The organism is Rhodococcoides corynebacterioides (assembly GCF_019834675.1).
Classification (GTDB): Bacteria; Actinomycetota; Actinomycetes; order Mycobacteriales; family Mycobacteriaceae; genus Rhodococcoides; species Rhodococcoides corynebacterioides_A.
On record NZ_JABUBU010000001.1, the window covers coordinates 331,618 to 350,769 of the forward strand.

Sequence of the window (19,152 nt, forward strand, 5' to 3'; positions counted from 1 at the left end):
CCGAACGACAAACCCGCCGAGTCGCCCTCTCGGTCCGAGTGGACGTGGCACGATCGACTCATTGTGACCGACCATCGACTCCGCCTTCTCGCCGTCGACGACGAACGGCCCGCGCTCGACGAACTGCTCTACCTCCTGCGTCGACACCCGGCGGTCGAGGCCGTGCAGGGTGCGTCGGACGCGACCACCGCGCTGCGCCTGCTGCGGGACGAGCCGGTCGACGCGGTGTTCCTCGACATCGACATGCCCGGACTCGACGGACTCGAACTGGCCGGGGTGCTGCGCAACTTCGCGACGCCCCCGGCCGTCGTCTTCGTCACCGCCCACGACGACCGGGCGGTCGCGGCGTTCGAGATCGGCGCCGTCGACTACCTGCTCAAGCCGATTCGCGACGCCCGGTTGGCCGAGGCGGTCGGCCGCATCGTCGACCGGGCCGCGTCGGCGCTCGGGCCCTCCTCGACGACTCCCGCCGCGGACGCGGACGACGTGATTCCGGTGGAACTGGGCGGGGTGACCACGATGGTGCCGCGGTCGACGGTGCTGTGGGTGGAGGCGGAAGGGGATTACGCCCGGCTGCACACCACGACGGGCACGCATCTGGTGCGCATCGCCCTGTCGGCGCTGGAGGCGCGCTGGGCCGATCACGGATTCCTGCGTGTGCACCGGTCCTACCTGGTCTCCGTGGCCCGGATCGGGGGCACGCGGACGGTCGGCTCGGGTGTGGTGGTGTGTCTGCGCGGGCAGGGCGAGTGCCCGCCCGTCGAGTTGCCGGTGAGCCGGCGGCACACCCGGGAGCTGCGGGACCGGGTGGTGCGCGGTCCGCGCGCCGCCCTGGTCGGCCGGGGGAGCTGACGTGGCACCGCCCCGGGAACGCGTCGTCCTCGCCACCCGCCGCGGCGCCCGCATCGTGCGCACGCGGGTCGAGGTGGAGGAGCAGACCGCCGTCGGTGAGGCGCTGGTGCGCGGCCTGGTCCGAGCCCAGCTCGCCCTCGCGCTCCGCATGGCCGCGGTCGTGGTCCTGGTGGTGGGTCTGGTGCCGCTGCTGTGGGTGGTCGCGCCGGCCGCCGGCACTGCGCGACTGTGGGGTGTCGGGGTGCCGTGGTGGATCCTCGCCGTCGCCGCCTATCCGTTGCTGATCGCCGTCGGGGTGGCGTTCGTGCGGGCGGCGGGACGCACCGAGCAGGAGTTCGCCGACCTGGTCGACGACCGGTGGCCCTGACGTGGTGAGCGCCGCGACCGTCGCGGCGGTGATCGCGTCCGCCGTCGCCACCGTGGCCGTCGGGGTCTACGGCGTGCGGCTCGCGCGCACGACGTCGGACTTCCTCGTCGCGTCCCGCAGCGTCGGGGCCCGCTGGAACGCGGCGGCGGTGTCGGGGGAGTACCTGTCGGCGGCGTCGTTCCTCGGCGTGGCCGGGTTGATCGCCAAGTACGGTGCCGACGCCCTGTGGTACCCACTGGGTTTCACGGCGGGCTACCTCGGACTGCTCCTGTTCGTCTCGGCGCCCCTGCGCCGCTCCGGCGCCTACACGGTGCCGGACTTCGCCGAGTTCCGGTTGGAATCACGGCGAGTGCGCACTCTCGCCATGGTGGTGGTCGCGGGAATCTGCGCCCTGTATCTGGTCCCGCAGCTCCAGGGCGCCGGGCTCACGCTGAACATCCTTCTGGGCGTACCCAGTTGGGTGGGGGCCGCGGCCATCGGGTTGATCGTCATCGCCAACGTCGTGGGCGGCGGGATGCGCTCGGTGACGTTCGTGCAGGCCTTCCAGTACTGGCTCAAACTGACCGCGGTCGGGGTGCCGGCACTGGTGCTCGCCGTCCACTTCGTCGGTGACGCACGCGGGATGGGCACGCCCGCACCGCCGTCCGTGGAGGCGGCGACCACCGTGGAGATCAGTACCGACGTGGTGGTGCAGGTGCAGGCGGACCTTCCCGTCGTGGTGCGGGGAACCGTGGACGACGCGGCGGTCGACGGCCCGCTCACCCTGACGGCGGGAGACCACACGCTGGCGACGGGCACGTCGCTGGAACTGCCGGCGGGGTCACCCGTTCCGGTGGTGGCGGGCGCACCCGTCGAGGGATCGGACTGGATGGCGCCGGGCAACGGTTTCGGTGGCCCGTTCCCGCTCTACCAGGTCTACTCGCTGATCCTCGCGACCTTCCTCGGCACGATGGGGCTGCCCCACGTGCTGGTCCGCTTCTACACCAACCCCGACGGGCCCGCCGCGCGCCGCACGGCCCTGACCGTCGTCGGGCTGCTCTCGCTCTTCTACCTCTTCCCGACGCTGCTCGGCGTGTTCTCGCGCCTCTACGTCCCGCAACTTCTCATCACCGGGGCGTCCGACGCCGCCGTGCTGCTCCTGCCGTCCGCCGCCATCGGCGGCACGGTCGGCACCGTGCTGGCCGCGTTGGTCGCGGCGGGGGCGATGGCGGCGTTCCTGTCGACGTCGTCGGGCCTGCTGGTGACCATCGCGGGCGTGCTGAGCACGGACGTGCTGCGCGGGCGGGTGCGCGACTTCCGCGTCGCGGCCGTCGTCGCCGGCGTCGGTCCGCTGGCCCTGTCGGTCGGACTGGTCACGCTCGATCTCTCCCGGACCGTCGGGCTCGTGTTCGCGGTGGCGGCGTCGACGCTGTGTCCGCTGCTCGTGCTGGGTATCTGGTGGCGGGGCCTGACGCCGGCGGGGGCGGCGGCCGGACTGGTGACGGGCGGGGTGCTCTCGACGGGGGCGGCCACCGTCGCGGTGCTCGGCGGGGTGCCGGAGAGCGTGCTGGGCGGCTGGGCGCGGGCCGTCGTCGACTATCCGGCGGCCGTCAGCGTGCCGGTGGCGTTCGGGACGATGGTGGCGGTGTCGCTGGCGACGCGGCGGACCGTGCCGGCGGGGATCGGGCGCATCATGTCGGCGATGCACGCCCCCGAGCGGCTCGGGCTGGGCGAGGAACGACTGCGCGGACGCTGAGAGGGGCCGACCGTTCGTCGCCGGTCGACGACCGCTCGGCGCACCGCCTCGCCCTTCGGCGTGTGACAGCGGCCACGCTCTTGTCCGTGTGACGGCGGTCTCACTAGGTTCTGCGCAGTAGCTTTCCTCACCCGTAGGAGTCCCCGTGACAACCGCCAATGCTCGACCCGGTGCGACGCCCGAGCGTCGCACCCCCACCCCGCAGGACTTCGTCGAGATGCAGAACTCCCCGGAGTTCCAGCAGCTGCGGAAGCGTCTGCGCGGCTTCGTCTTCCCGATGGCCGCGTTCTTCCTCGTCTGGTACCTCGCCTACGTTCTCCTCGGCGCCTACGCGCACGACTTCATGGCGACCAAGGTGTTCGGCAACGTCAACGTCGGACTGCTGCTCGGTCTGGCCCAGTTCGTCACCACCTTCGTGATCACCGGCATCTACGTCCGCTTCGCGAACCGTGAAATCGATCCCAAGGCGGCCGCCATCCGCGCCGAACTCGAAGGAACCCCCCAGTGACACTCTCCGATCGCGTGAGCCTGCTCGCGCAGGCGCCGGCCGCCGAGACCGTCGGCAGCCCCCTGGTCAACATCTCCATCTTCTCGGTCTTCGTGATCGTCACCATGGTGGTGGTCATCCGGGCCAGCAAGAAGAACTCCACGTCCGCCGAGTTCTTCACCGCCGGTGGCGGATTCTCCGGCCCGCAGAACGGCGTCGCCATCGCCGGTGACTACCTGTCCGCCGCGAGCTTCCTCGGCATCGCCGGCGCCATCGCCGTCTACGGCTACGACGGCTTCCTCTACTCGATCGGCTTCCTCGTCGCGTGGCTCGTGGCCCTGCTGCTGGTCGCCGAGATGCTCCGCAACACCGGCCGATTCACCATGGCCGACGTGCTCAGCTTCCGTCTCAAGCAGGGGCCCGTCCGCACCGCGGCCGCCCTGTCGACGCTGACCGTGTCGCTGTTCTACCTGCTCGCCCAGATGGCCGGCGCCGGCGGTCTGGTCGCGCTGCTGCTCGACATCTCCGACCGCACCGGACAGTCCATCGTCATCGCCGTCGTCGGCGTGCTCATGATCGTCTACGTCCTGGTCGGCGGCATGAAGGGCACCACCTGGGTGCAGATCATCAAGGCCGCACTGCTGATCACCGGCGCCGGCCTGATGACGATCCTGGTGCTGGCCAAGTTCGGCTTCAACATCTCCACCATCATCGGCAGCGCCCAGGACATGGTGTCCGGCTCCGCCAACGAGGCCGTCGCCGCCCGCGACGTCGCCGCCCCCGGCGCCCAGTACGGCGGGTCCGAGACCTCCAAGCTGAACTTCATCTCCCTCGGCCTGGCGCTGGTGCTCGGAACCGCGGGTCTGCCGCACGTGCTCATGCGCTTCTACACCGTGCCCACGGCCAAGGAAGCTCGCCGCAGCGTCGTCTGGGCCATCGCGCTCATCGGTGCGTTCTACCTGTTCACGCTGGTGCTGGGCTACGGCGCCGCGGCCATCGTTGGCCCGGATCGCATCCTCGCCGCGGCCGGTGGACAGAACTCGGCGGCACCGCTGCTCGCCTTCGAGCTCGGCGGGGTGATCCTGCTCGGCGTCATCTCGGCGGTGGCGTTCGCGACCATCCTCGCGGTGGTCGCCGGCCTCACCATCACCGCGTCGGCGTCGTTCGCTCACGACATCTACGCCAGCGTCATCAAGAAGGGCGAGGTCGACGACCGCAAGCAGGTCCAGGTCTCGCGCATCACCGCCGTGGTGATCGGCCTGCTCGCCATCGGCCTGGGCATCCTGGCCAACGGGCAGAACATCGCGTTCCTCGTCGCCCTGGCCTTCGCGGTCGCGGCGGCGGCGAACCTGCCGACCATCCTGTACTCGCTCTTCTGGCGACGCTTCACCACCCGTGGCGCGCTGTGGAGCATGTACGGCGGCCTGATCTCGACCATCGTGCTCATCATCTTCTCGCCGGCGGTGTCCGGCTCGAAGACGGCCATGATCCCCGGCTCGGACTTCGCCTGGTTCCCGCTGTCCAACCCCGGCATCGTCTCCATCCCCCTCGCGTTCCTGCTCGGTGCCATCGGCACGCTGACGAGCAAGGACAACGAGAGCAAGGAGAAGGCCGCCGAGATGGAGGTGCGCTCGTTCACGGGTGTCGGTGTGGAGAAGGTCGTGTCGCACTGACCCGACGCAGGAGGGTCATCGAGTACTGACCTGATCTAGATTGATCGAACGACACGGGCCACCGCGAGTTCGTCCACCGGCTAGTGTTGCGGCCGTGGCGAAACTCGAGGTGGTCCGCGTCGTTCCGTTGTCCCCCGACGCGGCCTGGGCCGCGGCGTCGGACCTCTCCCGATACGAGGAGTGGCTCTCCATTCACGACGGGTGGCGCAGCGACATTCCCGACGAGTTGGGCGAGGGAACGCAGATCTCGTCCGTCGTGTCGGTGAAGGGTCTGCGGAACCGGGTGTCCTGGACGGTCCAGAAGTACGCGCCGCCACGCGAACTGGCGTTGAAGGGCTCCGGCAAGGGTGGCGTCAAGGTCTCGCTCACCCTGACCGTGGAGGAGAAGAACGGCGGCACCGAGCTGTCGATGCGCATCGATCTGGGTGGTGCGCCGCTGTTCGGACCCGTCGGCTCCGGGGTGGCCCGCACGCTGAAGGGTGACATCGAGTCGTCGCTGAACACGTTCGAGCGCCTGTTCGCCTGACGCGTCGTCGGGACCGGCTCTAGGACAACACCGCACCCGCGACGCAGACGGCGATCACGACCGTCGCCGCCGCGGCGTCCCGCAGGCCGGGCCGCGGCCGGTTCGCGGTGATCGACCCGGTGCCGCCGCGCACCGCGATGGCCTCGCCCATGTCGGCGGACCGCCGGATCGCCACCGAGACCACCGCCGCCATGATGTCGATCAGGAACGTGTCCTGGGTCTTGCCGCTCCGAGTTCCCTTGCGGGGACGCAGGCGACGCGCGGCGACCAGTACCTGGACGTCGTCGAGCAGCATCGGCAACGCGCGCAACAGCAGTGCGGTCGAGACGGCCCAGTCGTCCACCGGCGCACCGAGTTTCCGAAGGGGAGCGAGCAGGGTCGCGAAGGCGGGCGCGACGTCGGCCATGGCCGTGGTCCACGCCGTCGTGACCGTCGCCCACAGCAGGACGACGCCGAACAGGATGCCGCGGAAGTAGAGCCACACCGCGTCGGGGGAGACGACGGCATTCACCGCCGCGCCGAACGCGACCAGGCCCCACAACCACCACGGTGGAACGGGCACCGCGCGCACCGGAACGCGCGCCACCACGGCCGCGATCAGAAGCAATCCGGTGATCGCGCCCAGCATCGGCCACGTCGGCCACACCAGCAGCGACACCGAGATCACGGCGACGGCCACCAGTTTGGTGCCCGCCCAGAGTCGGTGCATCGGCGACGCGAGCGGAAGCTCCCGCAGCAGTGTGCCTTTCATCGATGCGCCTCCTGGTCGGCAGGCCGCAGCACACCCTGGTCCAACACCACCGTGCGGGAGCGCACGGTGTCCAGCATCTCCAGATCGTGCGAGATGACGACCAGGGTCAGCCCGCGGTAGCGCAGATGCGCCAGCAGCGAGGTGATCTCCCGACGGCCCGGTGGGTCCAGTCCGGCGAGCGGCTCGTCGAGAACCAGGACGTCGGGCTTGCCCACGAGCAGTCCCGCGAGCGCGACCCGGCGCATCTGACCGCCGCTGAGCTCGTCGACCCGCCGGCCGGCGATCTCCCGCGGCAGTCCGACCGTGTCCAGCACCGTCGAGACGTCCGATCCGCTGGTGCCCGCACCGCCGGCCGCCTCGATGTCCTCGGCGACGGTGCGGCGCTGCAGCTGCAACCGGGCGTGCTGGAAGGACAGCGCCACCGTGCCCACCGCCTTCGAGGTGGCCTTGCCGTTCACCTCGCACGTGCCCTCGGTGGGCGTGGTCAGGCCGGCGAGGATCCACGCCAGCGTCGACTTGCCGGATCCGTTGCCGCCCACCACGACCAGGCCCTCGCCGCGCCGGACGGTCAGGTCCACGCCGGCCAGCGCGCGTCGTTCCCACGGCGTCCCGCGGTTGTAGACGTGCCCGATCCCGCGCAGCACCAGCACGTCGGGCCCCAGCACGGGCACGGCGCCGTACGGCGGAGCGGTGCCGGACATCCACGCCGGATCGTGCACGACGCGTCGACCGCGGTGCAGCCGCACCACCTCGTCCGCCATCGCCGCCTCGCTCGCGCGGTGGGTGATCAGGACGACGGCCAGGTGGCGACGCCGCGGCAGGTCGGCCAGCAGGGCGACCAGGTCGCGCTGTCCCGCGGGATCGATCATGGCGGTGGCCTCGTCGGCCACGAGCAGGCGCGGCTCGCGGGCCAGGGCCGCCGCGACGGCCAGGCGCTGGAGCTCGCCGCCCGACAGTCCCGAGGTGTCGCGGTCGCCGTACCCGGCCAGGCCGACCTCGGCGAGCAGGTCGTCGACACGCTCGCGCGACGGCGTGGTCGCGGGCGGCAGACCCCACACGACGTCGTCGGCGACGCGCGTGCCCAGAATCTGCGACTCGGGATGTTGGAGGATCATCGCCGTCCCGCCGACGGCGCCGAGGCCGGTGCCGCCGGGGCGATCGGCGCGGCCGCCGGTGGGTTCCGCACCCACGAGGATGCGGGCCAGCGTCGACTTGCCGGAGCCGTTGGCGCCGACCACCGCGTAGAAGCGGCCCGGCACCACGGTGAGATCGAGTGGGCCCAGGGCGTCGTCGTCGTGCCCGGGGTAGCGGTAGGTGGCGCCGGTGAGGCGCAGCGGAACGGGATCGGGTGCGGGGCCCGTCGTGCCGACGTCGGGCAACACGCCGCGCGATTCGAGCTCGCCGAGGCGGACGAGGGTGGCGCGCAGAACCCACCACGCGACGCAGCCGCTGATCGCGGTGGAGAACACGGCGGAGGTGAAGACGAAGGCCCACCAGTAGCCGATGCCGACGGCCACCGCGTCGCCGACGATCTCCGACACCCGGTCGGCGGAGAAAACCCAGCCGAGGCTGTCGGCCGTGCCGCGAATGGAGTTCTCGAGGACGCCGAGGAACAGCTCGCGCAGTCCGGACAGCAGCACGAGCAGCAGGACCGAGAGCCCGCCGACCACCGTCCCGGTGACCAGCGACCACCCCAGGACGGTGCCGAACCCCCGTCGTCGTCGCACGGCGCTGCCCACGACCCCGCCGAGAACCGCGGTCACGGTCATGGTGAGCGCGGAGGAGAAGCCGCCCGCGACGAAGGCCACCAGCACGCCGCCGGTCCCGGCGACGGCCAGCGCGCGCAGGCGGTGACGTTGCGCGACGACGGCCAGCGGCACGATGGCCACGATCTGCAGGGCACCAGCCACCGGAATGACGGCGCCGATGACGGTGAACGCGACGGCGAGAGCCGTCATGACCGAGCCGGTGGCCGTTTCCTCCGGATGTAGTCTCCTGTCAGCCCGAACCGTCACTCCGTCGAGTGTGCCACCGAGTGTCCGAATCGCCGGAGCTGGAAGGAGCGGTGTGTGACCGTCGTCGCCCGCGGGACCACTGCCCGACGCGTGCATCCCGCCTGGGTCGTCGCCGCCGTCGCGTTCCTCGCGCTGGTCGGCGCCGCCGGGTTCCGCGCGGCCCCGTCCGTTCTGATGGTCCCGATCACCGACGAGTTCGGGTGGTCACGCTCGGTCCTGTCCGCGGCGGTCGGCATCAACCTGCTGCTGTTCGGCCTCACGGCGCCGTTCGCGGCCGCGCTCATGGAGCGATTCGGCGTCCGCCGGGTCACGACGATCGCCTTGACGGTGGTCGCCGCCGGCAGTGCGCTGAGCGTCCTGGTCACCTCGCCCTGGCAGATCCTGCTGACCTGGGGACTGCTCATCGGGCTGGGGACCGGATCGATGGCTTTGGTGTTCGCCGCGATGGTCACCGACCGGTGGTTCGTCGCCCGGCGCGGGTTGGTCTCCGGCATCCTCACCGCCGGCAGCGCGACCGGGCAGCTGATCTTCCTGCCGGTCGTCGCGTGGCTGGCGGAGGGCGCGGGGTGGCGTACCGCATCGCTCGTCGTGGCCGGAGGTGCGCTCGCCGTCGTGCCGCTGGTGGCGCGCTTCCTGCGCGATCGCCCGTCGGACGTCGGGGTGCTGCCGTACGGGGCGACGGAGGAGCCGCCCGCGCGGGCCGTCGTCGGCAACCCGGCCCGACGCGCGGTGCAGGCGTTGCTCGACGCGGCGCGGGTGCGGACGTTCTGGGCGTTGGTCGTCGGGTTCGCGATCTGCGGGGCCACCACCAACGGTCTGGTGGGCGTGCACTTCGTGCCGTCCGCGCACGATCACGGGATGCCGCAGACCACCGCGGCGACGCTGCTCGCGGTGGTCGGCGTCTTCGACATCGCGGGGACGATCGCGTCGGGATGGCTCACCGACCGGGTCGATCCCCGGTTGCTGCTCGGCGCCTACTACGCGTTCCGCGGGGTGGCGCTGCTGTTCCTGCCCACCCTGCTGTCGGATGCGCTGCACCCGTCGATCGTGGTGTTCGTCGTCGTCTACGGACTCGACTGGGTGGCCACGGTGCCGCCCACCATCGCGCTGTGTCGCGAGGTGTTCGGCGACCGCGGGCCCCTGGTGTTCGGGTGGGTCTTCGCCGCGCACCAGATCGGTGCGGGCGTCGCGTCCGTCGCCGCCGGGGCGATCCGGGACGCCACCGGTGAGTACACCGCCGCCTGGTTCGGCGCCGCAGGTCTCTGCGCCGTGGCGGCGGTGCTCAGCGTCGGTATCGCGCGGAGATCAGCCCCGGTAGCCGGCTGATTCGCTGCGCGCGGACGTCGGGCGTCCGCCGCGACGCCCGGAGTTGCCGGCGTGGCCGCCGCGTGCGGACCGCGAGCGCGGCTGCTGGCCCGTGCGGGGCTGGCCGGACCGCTGGCCACCGCCGGTGCGCGGACCGCGAGCCTTCGGCGCGGGGGCCGGCTCCTTCGGGGCCGGTGCGACGTACTCGGCGAGCGGGCCGACGAGTTCCGCCACGGCGGGGGTGTCGACGGTGACGCGCTGCGGTGCGGCGTCGATCTTGGCCTTGCGCAGCAGCACCGCCACGTCACGACGCTGCTCCGGCAGCACGACGGTGACGACGTCCCCGGCGCTGCCGGCGCGGGCCGTGCGACCGCTGCGGTGCAGGTACGCCTTGTGCTCGGCGGGCGGATCCACGTGGACCACCAGCTCGACGTTGTCGACGTGCACGCCGCGGGCGGCCACGTCCGTCGCGACGAGCACGCGGGCGTCGCCGCCGGAGAACGCGGCCAGGTTGCGGTCACGCGCGGCCTGCGAGAGGTTGCCGTGCAGGTCGACCGACGGGATGCCGGCCTCGGTCAGCTGCCGGGCGAGCTTGCGCGCCTGGTGCTTGGTGCGCATGAACAGGATGCGTCGACCCTCGCCGGACGCGAGGCGCTGCACCAGCACCTTCTTCGCGTCGACGCCACCGACCTCGAAGATGTGGTGCGTCATCGCGGCGACGGGGGAGTTCTCCTCGTCCACCGAGTGCTGGACCGGGTTGGACAGGAACTGCTTGACCAGCTTGTCCACGCCGTTGTCGAGCGTGGCGGAGAACAGCAGACGCTGCCCCTGCGACGGCGTCGCCTTGAGGATGCGAGTCACGCCGGGCAGGAAGCCGAGGTCGGCCATGTGGTCCGCCTCGTCGAGCACGGTGATCTCGACCTCGTCGAGGAACACGTGGCGCTGCTTCATCAGATCCTCGAGGCGGCCGGGGCACGCGACGACGATGTCGACGCCGCGATCGAGCGCCGTGACCTGACGGTTCTGCGACACCCCACCGAAGATGGTGGTGACGCGCAGGTTCGACGCGAGCACCAACGGCTCGAGCGTGGCGGCGATCTGCGTGGCCAGCTCACGGGTGGGGGCGAGGATCAGGCCCCGCGGACGGTTGGGGGTGCGCGACCGCGACGCGGTCTCGGACAGCCGCGCGACCATGGGGATGGAGAACGCGAGAGTCTTTCCGCTGCCGGTCTTTCCGCGTCCAAGGACGTCGCGACCACGCAGGGTGTCGGGCAGGGTGTCGGCCTGGATGGGGAACGGTGCGGTGATACCCGCGGCCGTGAGGGCGCGGACGAGGCGGTCGTTCACGCCGAGGTCGGCAAAAGTAGCAGTCATGAAGGGTTCGAGTGCCTTTCGGGCATCGGAGCGCCCCGATGTCCGGGACACAGATGGCGAGACTGCCGGCGGGCAGTATCGATCGCCGTAAGAAACGTGTTCGTGCTGATTCCACGACGTACGCCGCGAACGAGAGCGCGGCAGCGTGACCCAGTGTAGACGGTCAGTGGATGTGACCGACGTCTCGCCGAACGGCGTCCCGGAGCCGTGCGACGTAACCGGCGAAATCGGTGCAGCCCCCGGGGTCCGCCAGGATCCCGATCGTGACGTGCTCGCCGATCACGGCGACGCTGTGCGTCAACACGATTCCGGGCGTCAGCATCGGAAAGCCCGTCGAGAATCGGTAGGCGTGGCCGATTCCGCCCAGTGCCGTGGCGGGACGCACCGCCGAACTGACGACGGTGTGCCCGCCGACCGGCCCGTTCGCGTGCGGTCGGCGGACGCCGCGCCGGATCAGCCGCGACACCACGGCGGGCGGCAGTTCCTCCACCACCTCGTACCGGGCGAGGTACTCGGGAGTGAACATGCGCGCGCGGGTCTCGGACACCGATGCCCGGATGGCGCGGGCACGGTGGGTCGGATCCTCGACGTCGGCGTGGAAGGGGATGGCCGCGGAGACGAAGCGGTTGGCCGACGACCACGAAATCGACGGCGGCAGAACGAGAGTCACCTAGGCCGCGAGCGCCGCGCGGGCGTCGGCATCGCCGTGGACGTGCGCGTGGTCCGCCATCGCCGACGAGATCGCCGCCAGGGTCCGCGACAGCGGGTCGGCCACTCCCGTGCCGTCGACGGCAAGGATCTCCACCGCCCGGTCGCGGTGCGGGACGGCCGTGTAGATCAGGGGCGTCGTGGTTCGCGGGGGATCGACGTCGCCGTGCCGGCGGAACGCGATCGCCGCGCGAGCGGACCGGGCCACGTCCGCCGGTATCCGGGCGAGGCCGCGCAGCGCGGCACGACGCCGGGACCGCACGTCCGGATCGGGGAGGTTGGGAACCGGCAGGTCGCCGTCGAACAGCACCGTCTGCACCGACAGGGACAATCCGAAGCCCGCGCACAGGCTGTGCGACGCGTGCACCACCACCAGGACCGTCGTGCCCTCGGGGCCGTCGGTGAACCCGTCCAGCACCGTGACTTCCCAGAGATGCCGGTGGACGTCGAGCGGTGTCCGGACGATGTCGGCCACCGCGGCCAGTCCTTCGCGCCAGCTGCCGACGTGCCGCCCGACGACGCGGGACGGATCGAAGGTGGGGTCGACTCGGATCAACGGGTGCGCGAGATCCCCCGGCACCCGTTCCAGTCGGCGGTGGAAGAACGGTGCCAGGTGGTACCGACGCGCGAATTGTTCGCGCACTGCGTCGAGCGGACTCTCCCCGTCGGTCGGCCACGCGAAGGCGTAGACCAGATGCTGGTCGGTGGAGGACGGCGACCCGTGTATCCAGGGGTAGACGAACGCCGCATCCTTGGCCGACAGTGGACTCACCGGGGCATTGTGCACGGCGGAACAATCGGTCCACGGGCTTTCTTCGTGCCGTTCACCCCGTCCTTTTCCACGGCGTCGGAAGGGGTGGGGAAATAGACCGGTAGGTATGGCCGGTGGGGGTGCGGAAGTCCACGACGTGCCCGGTCCGACTGTCGGTGTCGTCGGTTCTGGTGGTGGCCCAGCCGTCACCCTGCTTGGCCAGATTGCAGGCCGCGCACAGGCCGAGGCCGTTGTCGGCGGTGGTGGGTCCGCCGTCCTCGTGCGGGGTGATGTGGTCGTGGTGGCGGATGGGGGCGTCGCACCACGGGGTGCGGCAGGTGCGGTCCCGCAGGTCGATCAGCCGGGCCAGGCCGGTGGGGAAGCACCGGGCGACGGACTCCACGGCGGTGAGGTGTCCGTCGGTGGGTCGGGCGTAGAGCTTCCGCAGCGTCACCGCGGTGTCGGAGTCCACGGCGTCGTGAATCCACTCCCGTGCTGCCGCGGCGGGGATCGGCCCGTACCCGGGCACCTCGGCGGGGATATCGCTGCCGCCGAGGAGACTCTGGTCGGAGATCACGACCTGCACCGCCACCGGCGGTCTCAGGGCGGGGGCGAGTCCGATGGTCCGCTCGACCAGCAGGTCCGCCATGATCTGATCGCGGGTGCGGCCGTCGGCGTCGCCGGTGGCGATGAGGGTGTCCGCATCCCGGCGCAGGGTCGCCCAGACGCACACGGCGCGGTCCATCGGCAGCAGCGCGCCGAGGTGGCCCATGAAGTCCGGCGCCGGTCGGACGGTGACGCGGCGGTGCCGGGCGGCGCGGGCCTTGCGGCGGGCGACGGCGGCGGCGTCGAGTTCGGCGGCCAGACGGGCGGCCATCGCCGCGACGGTGCTGTCGCCCTTGCCGGTGAGGACGGCGGGGTCGGCGCAGAGACGGGCGTCCACGAGGCGACGGTCCTCGGCGGTCAGGCACGCGGTTTCGCGCACCAGGATCGTCGCTCGCCATTCGGAGAGGTCCCCGCGGCGCAGTTGTCCCAACGTGTGGGGCATCTCGGCGGTGAGGGCGCGGGCGAGGCCGAGGTGGGTGGTGCCGCGGTGGGGTGAGTCCTTCCGGGCGAGTCCGATCTGGGTGGCGATGCCGGTGTTCCAGCGGGCGGCGGGGCGCCCGGCCTCCCTGCGTTGCTGTCGGATGGTGTCGGCCACGAGGGTCGTCAGCACGGCCTGGGCGCCGGCCGCGGCGGCTTTCAGCTCCTCCAACGCGGTGATGGTCTCGACCGCGAGCGTTGCCGAGGCCCCGTCGGCCCCGTCGTCGTCGACCCCGCCCTCGGTCTCCGCACCGCTCACCGCGACGGCGGCGATGCGTGTCAGGAATTGTCGGATGTCGTTCGGCGACAACCCGTCACCGCATGATTCGTCGTGCACGTGAATCCCCCCGATTTCGTGTCACCGACACCATGACACAGGGGTCCGACAAGAATTCGTCGTCGGGCGATCTACCGCCCGAGGAACGCCGCGCTCTGCGTCCGAACCAGGTCGACCAGGCTGTCCTGCGCCAGGGTGATGTCGAGCAGGTGGAGTCCCCAGGTCGCGTCGGGCACGGTCGGCAGAGCGCCCGTCACCCCGCCTTCGACGTGAAGGACGTTGTCGGCGTCGCACCGGGCGCTCACGTCGGGAATCGGACCGCGCAGCGGCGCAGGGGCGGTGGATCCGAGTGCTGCCGGGTTGGTGCACACGGCAGTCGGACCGCCGTAGCGCGCGTCGGCGGGACGCGGGCGGTTGTAGGTGGAGTAGGCCACGAAGCACCCGGTCTCCCCGGGCGCGGAACACGGTGTCACGGTGCGGAAGTCGTCGTCGGTGATCGTCACGCCGATGAGCAGCGCCGACACCAGCCGATCCCGGGCGGGCGTGGTTTCGATGTCCTGCACCAGGTTCCGCAACATCCGGGTGCCCTGCGAATGGCCGACGAGCACGACGGGCCGACCGTCGTTGTGATTCGCGAGGTAGTCGTCCCACGCTGCTCGCACATCGGTGTACGCCGTGGCGAGGGCGGCGTCGCGAGCCGGGCCGCCGTCGAGCGTCGCGAGGCTGCGCAGCGTCAGCTGGCGGTAGGTGGGTGCCCAGACGTTGCACACGTCGTCGAACGGCCGCGCCTGCAGCGCGGCCACGGCGGCCAGTTCGGGTGAGGGGGAGCGATCGGCATTGACCGACTGTTGCAGGGAAGCCGTGGGGTAGACGTAGAAGCAGTCGACCGGCTTGTCGTCGCCCCCGCCGCACGGCCCGGCATCACCGGGCCGACACAGCCAGGTGGTGGGGGATGGGTCGGCGGAGGCGGTGGGAACCCACACGCCGAGCAGGACGACCAGAGCGGAGAGCAAGACGGCGAGTCGGGTCACCGCCGCATCGTAAGCGCAGAACCTGGTGCCCTCGGCAGGATTCGAACCTGCGACCTACCCTTTAGGAGAGGGTTGCTCTATCCCCTGAGCTACGAGGGCCGACCCGGCGTGCGCATCGCACTCTACCGGGTCGGCGGCGCGGCGATCAGGCGCTGGGCGCGATGGCTTCCAACTTCCGGGCCACCAGGGCGGCCTGCAGATGACGCATGCCGGACGGGCGCGTCGGGTCGAATCCGGTGAGGTGCGCGATGCGCTTGAGCCGGTAGTCGACGGTGTTGGTGTGCAGGTGCAATTGCCGGGCCGACCGCTGACGGTTCAGGTCGTGGTGGATGTGGATCTCGAGCGTCTCGAGAAGCTCGGGGGAGTTGTCGAGCGGCGTCAACACCCGCGACAGGTACGCCCGGCCCGGGCCGGGGCGCGTGAGCTGGTATTCCAGCACCAGGTCGGTCATGCGGTAGACCCCCGGCGGCCGGCGCAGCTGCTGGGCCAGATCGAGCAATTCGTGCACCTGGTCGGACGAGGTGGGCACGTCGTTCGCCGCGCTGACGGCGACGGTGGCGGTCACGGGTGCGTCCGCAGCGGTGGACAGACGGGAGACCAGGGAGGACACCCACTCGTCGTCGTGCTCGCCGGGGATGAGGATGGTGCCGCCCTCGGAGCTGAGCATCGACAGCGGCGACCGCTCGCAGGCCGTCGCCAGTTCCGCCTGGACACGCCGCAGCTTGCGCCGCGCGACGATGGGCCGGGGGAGCGAGGGGTTGGATTCGTCCGCGTGCGCGCCGATCGAGACCGCGAGCACGGTGTAGCAGTCGGCCAACTCGATGCCGGACTGACGGGCGACCGAGCGGGCGTTGTGCCCGCTGAGCAGGGCGGTGACGACGGTGTGGGCGGCCGTGTGATGCTCGCTGGCGACGGCCTGCAACTCGTCGACGTACGCGGCGGATGCGGCGGTGGAGATGCGGTCGAAGAGGCCGACGAACGCCTTGGCCGCCTTGGCCAGATGCGCGGTGCCGTTGTTCGCGGCCCGCTCGGCCACCAGGTCCCAGCCCATCTGGACGCCCTCGTGGTACGCGGCTAGCACGGCCCGCAGCGGAACGCCCTCGCGTGCCCACTGCGCGGCCCGGGCGCCGAGCTCCGCGATGTCGTGGTCGGTGGGCGCGGTGCTGTCGGTGGCTCCGACGGCGAGCGAGAGACACGCGGCGGTCAGCTCGGTGACGTCGGCGCGCAGCGACACGCCGGCCGACGTGCCTCGGGAGGCAGGTGCGGGCGCGGCGGAGCGGCGAGGGGCGTTCTTCAGCGTGTTGTCGACACTCACGTGCGGGGTTTCCTTCCGTCGACCGGAACCAGGAGCATCCGGAGCCGGTGTGGCCCCCGATGCCCGAAACGGGGCGCTGGTTCAGATTGTAGGGGTAATACCGGCACGGAACGGGGTTAGCGCCCGATTGTCGGGGCGCCTGTGACTGCATCCAGCGGCCTTGCGTGGGTGCTGCGAAGTTTCCCAACATCGCCGCAAGGCCCCGGTGGAGCCCGTCGCACGCTCCTAGCGTCGGTCGTCGGCGCCGGATCTCGGTGCTGTCGAACAACCCGGGAGACGACATGCGACCGCTGTCTCAGATCGAACTGTTGCGCGAACTCGAGCCGGTGGCCGAGGCCAATCTCGAACGTCACCTCGACCTCGCCAAGGCCTGGAATCCGCACGACTACATCCCGTGGAGCGACGGTCGGAACTTCGCGATGCTCGGCGGCGAGGACTGGTCGCCCGAGCAGTCCACCCTGTCCAAGGTCGCCAAGGCGGCGATGGTGACCAACCTGCTGACCGAGGACAACCTGCCGTCCTACCACCGCGGACTGGCCGAGAACTTCTCCATGGACGGGGCCTGGGGCACCTGGGTCGGCCGCTGGACCGCGGAGGAGAACCGCCACGGCATCGCCATGCGCGACTACCTGGTGGTGACCCGCAGCGTCGATCCCGTCGCCCTCGAACAGGCCCGCATGGAGCACATGACGGTCGGCATCGACTCGCCGATGGAAGGCGCGAACCTGCTCCACGGCGTCGCCTACGTGACGTTCCAGGAGTTGGCGACGCGGGTGAGCCATCGCAACACCGGCAAGGCCTGCAACGACCCCATCGCCGACGCCCTGCTCGCGCGGATCGCCGCGGACGAGAACCTGCACATGATCTTCTACCGGAACATGTGCGCGTCGGCCATCGAGCTCGCGCCGGACCAGACCATGAAGGCGATCGCGGACGTGGTCATGAACTTCCAGATGCCCGGCCTGAACCAGCCGGACTTCCGCCGCAACGCCGTGCTGATCGCCAAGTACGGCATCTACGACCTGCGTCAGCACCTCGACGAGGTCATCATGCCCGTCCTGCGCAAGTGGAACCTGTTCGAGCGCACCGACTTCGGGCCGGAAGGCGAGCGTCTGCGCGAGCTGGTCGCCGACTTCCTGGCCGACCTCGAGAAGCAGGCCGTGCGGTTCGAGGAATCCCGTGACCGTGCGCTCGCCCGTGAACGCGAGCGCGGCGAGGTGCTGTCGGTCTGAGCCGGACCGCGACCTACATCGCGACGGTCAACAGGAAGGCGACGTCCTCGACGGCCTCGACGCTGTGCCGCGCGTCGGGGACGACGAGGAGGTCGCCGGCCGACCCCTTCCAGGACTTGTCGCCACTGCGCAGTTGCAGCTGGCCGCTGAGGACCAGGACGGTCGACTCGCCATTGAGATCGTGCTCGGCGAGCGACTGCCCGGCCGACAGTCCCACCACCGTCTGACGCAGGCTGCGCTGATGCCCGCCGTACACCGTCTGCGAGCTCCGTCCGCTCGTGGCGGACTGCGCGAGCTTCAACTGCTGCCGGGCCACGGCCGTCAGTGATTTCTTGTCCATACCGTCCGAGTATCACCGACGGCGGGGCGCAATCAGTGGGAACGGCGGCGGTGACGCACGAATCGATACCGGACGCCCGACGTGCTGTCCTGCCACTCGCCGGCGGTCGCGGCGTAGGCGTCCGGGATCTCGGGGGCGACGGTGTCCCCGCCGTCGACGTCGAGGTCCAGCTCGGTTACCTCGACGACGTCGGCGTGCGGAAGCGCGAGCGCGTAGATCTGGGCGCCGCCGATGATCCAGGTGTCCGTGCCCCCGAGCAGCGCTTCGTCGAGGGTCGCCGCGCGGGCCGCGCCCTCCGCGGCCCACGAGGCGTCGCGGCTGATCACGATGTTGGTGCGACCGGGCAGGGGGCGGAAGCGCTCGGGCAGCGAGTCCCACGTGCGTCGCCCCATGACGACGCGGGCACCCGCGGTCACCTCGCGGAAGTGCGCCATGTCCTCCGGCACGCGCCAGGGGATGCCGCCGTCGCGACCGATCACGCCGTGGCGATCCTGCGCCCAGATCAGCCCGACGGTCACACCGCCACCGGTGCCTTGATGGCCGGGTGGTGCCGGTAGTCCAGCACCTCGACGTCGTCGTAGGTGTAGTCGAAGATCGACTCCCGCGGCGCCAGCCGGAGCGTCGGGAGCGGGAACGCCTCGCGGGTGAGCTGCTCGCGCACCTGCTCGACGTGGTTGTCGTAGATGTGGCAGTCCCCGCCGGTCCACACGAAGTCGCCCACCTCGAGCGAGGTCTGCGCCGCGACCATGTGGGTGAGCAGCGCGTAGCTCGCGATGTTGAACGGCACCCCGAGGAACATGTCGGCGCTGCGCTGGTAGAGCTGGCAGGAGAGCTTGCCGTCGGCGACGTAGAACTGGAAGAACGCGTGGCACGGCGCCAGCGCCATCCGCGGGATGTCCGCGACGTTCCACGCCGAGACCACCATGCGTCGGGAATCGGGATCGCGGCGGATCGTCTCGATCACCTGCGAGATCTGGTCGATGTGCTCGCCCGACGGGGTGGGCCAGCTGCGCCACTGCACGCCGTAGACGGGCCCGAGGTCGCCGTCGGCGTCGGCCCATTCGTCCCAGATGCTCACCCCGTGCTCACGCAGGTACGCCACGTTCGACTCGCCCCGCAAGAACCACAGCAACTCGTGCACGATCGACTTGAGATGCACCCGCTTGGTGGTCACCAGCGGGAATCCCTCGGCGAGGTCGAAGCGCATCTGGTGGCCGAAGACGCTCCGCGTGCCGGTGCCCGTGCGGTCGGACTTCGGGGTGCCGTGATCGAGAACGTGGCGGAGCAGATCCTCGTAGGGCGTGGCGACCATACGACCAGACTAGGCGCG

Annotated in this window: 19 protein-coding genes and 1 tRNA gene; 8 read left to right on the forward strand and 12 right to left on the reverse strand. The window is 71.0% G+C overall.

The features are described from left to right. The first annotated feature begins 63 nt into the window (after positions 1-63). The 6 genes from HQ603_RS01580 to HQ603_RS01605 all read left to right on the forward strand — a co-directional run bounded on the left by HQ603_RS01580 (position 64) and on the right by HQ603_RS01605 (position 5,640). A complete protein-coding gene (locus HQ603_RS01580) occupies positions 64-852 on the forward strand; it encodes a LytR/AlgR family response regulator transcription factor (RefSeq protein WP_308126303.1) in 789 nt (262 codons plus the stop codon). 1 nt (position 853) lies between these two features. After that, positions 854-1,219: a hypothetical protein gene (locus HQ603_RS01585; RefSeq protein WP_222682618.1), complete on the forward strand. Its 366-nt coding sequence runs from the start codon at positions 854-856 to the stop codon at positions 1,217-1,219. Positions 1,220-1,223: 4 nt separating this feature from the next. After that, positions 1,224-2,954: a sodium/solute symporter gene (locus tag HQ603_RS01590; protein WP_308126304.1), complete on the forward strand. Its 1,731-nt coding sequence runs from the start codon at positions 1,224-1,226 to the stop codon at positions 2,952-2,954. A gap of 145 nt (positions 2,955-3,099) precedes the next feature. Beyond that, positions 3,100-3,462: a DUF485 domain-containing protein gene (locus tag HQ603_RS01595; protein WP_068152417.1), complete on the forward strand. Its 363-nt coding sequence runs from the start codon at positions 3,100-3,102 to the stop codon at positions 3,460-3,462. Positions 3,463-3,476: 14 nt separating this feature from the next. Continuing rightward, positions 3,477-5,114, forward strand: a complete 1,638-nt coding sequence (locus tag HQ603_RS01600; protein WP_222683169.1) for a solute symporter family protein — start codon at positions 3,477-3,479, stop codon at positions 5,112-5,114. Positions 5,115-5,208: 94 nt separating this feature from the next. Further along, positions 5,209-5,640: a type II toxin-antitoxin system Rv0910 family toxin gene (locus HQ603_RS01605; protein WP_222682620.1), complete on the forward strand. Its 432-nt coding sequence runs from the start codon at positions 5,209-5,211 to the stop codon at positions 5,638-5,640. Between the two features lie 19 nt (positions 5,641-5,659). Here HQ603_RS01605 and HQ603_RS01610 read toward each other — a convergent pair whose 3' ends face one another. After that, positions 5,660-6,391 (reverse strand): energy-coupling factor transporter transmembrane component T family protein, encoded by a 732-nt coding sequence (locus tag HQ603_RS01610; RefSeq protein ID WP_222682621.1) that lies wholly within the window; start codon positions 6,389-6,391, stop codon positions 5,660-5,662. Next, the gene (locus HQ603_RS01615; RefSeq protein WP_308126305.1) at positions 6,388-8,406 is read right to left on the reverse strand and encodes an ABC transporter ATP-binding protein; all 2,019 of its coding nucleotides are present in this window, start codon (positions 8,404-8,406) and stop codon (positions 6,388-6,390) included. Before HQ603_RS01615 ends, HQ603_RS01610 begins: the two co-directional genes overlap by 4 nt. Before the next feature lie 54 nt (positions 8,407-8,460). Between HQ603_RS01615 and HQ603_RS01620 the strand changes: the two genes are divergently transcribed. Continuing rightward, entirely contained in the window at positions 8,461-9,732 is a 1,272-nt protein-coding gene (locus HQ603_RS01620; protein WP_222682623.1) for an MFS transporter, read from the forward strand. Here the strand turns inward: HQ603_RS01620 and HQ603_RS01625 are convergent. From HQ603_RS01625 to HQ603_RS01655, 7 genes are all read right to left on the reverse strand, one after another. Next, the gene (locus HQ603_RS01625; protein ID WP_222682624.1) at positions 9,712-11,085 is read right to left on the reverse strand and encodes a DEAD/DEAH box helicase; all 1,374 of its coding nucleotides are present in this window, start codon (positions 11,083-11,085) and stop codon (positions 9,712-9,714) included. The two genes, HQ603_RS01620 and HQ603_RS01625, sit on opposite strands and share 21 nt — an antisense overlap. A 163-nt stretch (positions 11,086-11,248) precedes the next feature. Continuing rightward, the gene (locus tag HQ603_RS01630; protein ID WP_222682625.1) at positions 11,249-11,755 is read right to left on the reverse strand and encodes a WS/DGAT domain-containing protein; all 507 of its coding nucleotides are present in this window, start codon (positions 11,753-11,755) and stop codon (positions 11,249-11,251) included. Beyond that, positions 11,756-12,565 (reverse strand): wax ester/triacylglycerol synthase domain-containing protein, encoded by an 810-nt coding sequence (locus HQ603_RS01635; protein WP_222682626.1) that lies wholly within the window; start codon positions 12,563-12,565, stop codon positions 11,756-11,758. It abuts the gene before it with no gap. A 52-nt stretch (positions 12,566-12,617) separates the two neighbouring features. Continuing rightward, positions 12,618-13,964 (reverse strand): HNH endonuclease, encoded by a 1,347-nt coding sequence (locus HQ603_RS01640; RefSeq protein WP_308126306.1) that lies wholly within the window; start codon positions 13,962-13,964, stop codon positions 12,618-12,620. A 71-nt stretch (positions 13,965-14,035) separates the two neighbouring features. Then, positions 14,036-14,935 carry a DUF3089 domain-containing protein gene (locus HQ603_RS01645; protein ID WP_222682627.1) on the reverse strand — a complete coding sequence of 300 codons (900 nt, stop codon included), beginning with the start codon at positions 14,933-14,935 and terminating at the stop codon, positions 14,036-14,038. Between the two features lie 23 nt (positions 14,936-14,958). Further along, positions 14,959-15,034: transfer RNA gene (locus HQ603_RS01650), tRNA-Arg, on the reverse strand. A gap of 46 nt (positions 15,035-15,080) precedes the next feature. After that, positions 15,081-16,250: a PucR family transcriptional regulator gene (locus tag HQ603_RS01655; protein ID WP_222682628.1), complete on the reverse strand. Its 1,170-nt coding sequence runs from the start codon at positions 16,248-16,250 to the stop codon at positions 15,081-15,083. A 281-nt stretch (positions 16,251-16,531) separates the two neighbouring features. On the opposite strand from HQ603_RS01655, the gene HQ603_RS01660 reads away from it, so the two are divergent. Further along, complete coding sequence (locus HQ603_RS01660) at positions 16,532-17,482, forward strand: acyl-ACP desaturase (RefSeq protein WP_222682629.1); 951 nt, start codon at positions 16,532-16,534, stop codon at positions 17,480-17,482. Between the two features lie 13 nt (positions 17,483-17,495). Here the strand turns inward: HQ603_RS01660 and HQ603_RS01665 are convergent, their stop codons facing one another. The 3 genes from HQ603_RS01665 to HQ603_RS01675 are packed head-to-tail and all read right to left on the reverse strand — an operon-like array spanning position 17,496 to position 19,134. Then, a complete protein-coding gene (locus HQ603_RS01665; protein ID WP_068102784.1) occupies positions 17,496-17,822 on the reverse strand; it encodes a cupin domain-containing protein in 327 nt (108 codons plus the stop codon). 32 nt (positions 17,823-17,854) lie between these two features. Next, a complete protein-coding gene (locus HQ603_RS01670) occupies positions 17,855-18,340 on the reverse strand; it encodes a dihydrofolate reductase (RefSeq protein ID WP_222682630.1) in 486 nt (161 codons plus the stop codon). Then, a complete protein-coding gene (locus HQ603_RS01675) occupies positions 18,337-19,134 on the reverse strand; it encodes a thymidylate synthase (protein WP_222682631.1) in 798 nt (265 codons plus the stop codon). Before HQ603_RS01675 ends, HQ603_RS01670 begins: the two co-directional genes overlap by 4 nt. Positions 19,135-19,152: the final 18 nt, after the last annotated feature.

Excerpts from the sequence above, each read along its gene's own strand:
- HQ603_RS01610 (WP_222682621.1), bottom strand. The coding sequence starts at position 6,391 with ATGAAAGGCACACTGCTGCGGGAGCTTCCGCTCGCGTCGCCGATGCAC.
- HQ603_RS01625 (WP_222682624.1), bottom strand. The coding sequence starts at position 11,085 with ATGACTGCTACTTTTGCCGACCTCGGCGTGAACGACCGCCTCGTCCGC.
- HQ603_RS01660 (WP_222682629.1), top strand. The coding sequence starts at position 16,532 with ATGCGACCGCTGTCTCAGATCGAACTGTTGCGCGAACTCGAGCCGGTG.
- HQ603_RS01665 (WP_068102784.1), bottom strand. The coding sequence starts at position 17,822 with ATGGACAAGAAATCACTGACGGCCGTGGCCCGGCAGCAGTTGAAGCTC.
- HQ603_RS01675 (WP_222682631.1), bottom strand. The coding sequence starts at position 19,134 with ATGGTCGCCACGCCCTACGAGGATCTGCTCCGCCACGTTCTCGATCAC.